Below are 631 nucleotides of genomic sequence, written 5' to 3' on the forward strand. Positions count from 1 at the left end.
GGTCCCAATATGGCATTCAAACCATTTTTGAAAATCAGTTCTTTTCTAATTAATTTTTCACAGTATATGTTCTTTAGCATTTTATTACCGTCCCATTAGCTGGGTTTAGTATGATTTTCTCTAAAATAAACAAAAAATCGAGTGAGTAAACAAATTCGTCCAGAGATGAGAAGTTGCTTGATGTTTTTTCGTATAAATCAGTAATCTTAATTTCATTAAACTCAGTTTCTAAGATGATTGTCATCTTGTATAATATTGAATCTTGGATTGAGATAGATTTACTTGGTGTAATCATGAGTAAACCTCGCAATTTTGGATGAAAAAACACACCAAAACTTCGGCGGCTACACTATTAGTTTCCTTTGTGTTTGTTTTTATCCAATTAATCAAATGGTTATATATTTCGGATTGAGATAAATTCTCTCTTTTTAAAATCAAATAGTATGTTTTAACTTCGTTGAATATTATTTCTGATGTGTTTGGAACTCGTTGATCGAGTTGTTGGAATAATTTTTTTATTTCAGTGTAAAAATAAGCAACTTGAGCTTTGACCTTTATCTTGAATGCAGGGCCAGAGTCGGGAAGAATTTTATCATCAACTCTCATAGCTTTGTACGATAATTGAGAACCC

At 30.9% G+C, this 631-nt stretch carries 2 protein-coding genes; both read right to left on the reverse strand.

Features of this window, described 5'->3' with window-relative positions; genetic code table 11:
• Positions 1–73: 73 nt before the first annotated feature.
• Positions 74–295 carry an ABC-three component system middle component 7 gene (locus tag RTW80_RS31795; RefSeq protein ID WP_000632589.1) on the reverse strand — a complete coding sequence of 74 codons (222 nt, stop codon included), beginning with the start codon at positions 293–295 and terminating at the stop codon, positions 74–76.
• The coding region (locus RTW80_RS26805) for an ABC-three component system protein (RefSeq protein WP_409415320.1) at positions 292–631 on the reverse strand (340 nt) is incomplete at its 5' end. The genes RTW80_RS26805 and RTW80_RS31795, both read right to left, overlap by 4 nt.

It is taken from the genome of Escherichia sp. AM3, from assembly GCF_032029835.1.
Lineage (GTDB): Bacteria > Pseudomonadota > Gammaproteobacteria > Enterobacterales > Enterobacteriaceae > Escherichia > Escherichia coli.

What these genes read in the sequence shown, in the direction of transcription:
- RTW80_RS31795 (WP_000632589.1), bottom strand. Translation starts at nt 295, where the DNA reads ATGATTACACCAAGTAAATCTATCTCAATCCAAGATTCAATATTATAC.